Below are 266 nucleotides of genomic sequence, written 5' to 3'. Positions count from 1 at the left end.
ATTGAATATAATTCATATGATGATAAAATTGATTATCAAAATTATCTCAAATTTACATTAGAGTGGTTAAGAAAAGCATTTGATTTATTAAAAAATGATGGGCGATTTTGTTTAAACATTCCATTAGATAAAAACAAAGGTGGACAACAAAGCGTATATGCTGATGTTCTGAATATTGCTAAAAAAATTGGTTTTAATTACCATTCAACAATTATATGGAATGAACAAAATATTTCTAAACGAACGGCTTGGGGTTCTTGGTTATC

1 protein-coding gene is annotated in these 266 nt (G+C 26.7%); it reads left to right on the top strand.

The features are described 5' to 3' along the window. The coding region (locus N3D17_07930) for a site-specific DNA-methyltransferase (protein ID MCX8083289.1) at positions 1-266 on the top strand (266 nt) is incomplete at both ends.

The organism is bacterium, from assembly GCA_026414725.1.
Classification (GTDB): Bacteria; Ratteibacteria; UBA8468; order B48-G9; family JAFGKM01; genus JAAYXZ01.
The sequence above is the reverse complement of the archived record's forward strand: the minus strand, read 5'-3'. Positions and strand labels throughout refer to the sequence as shown.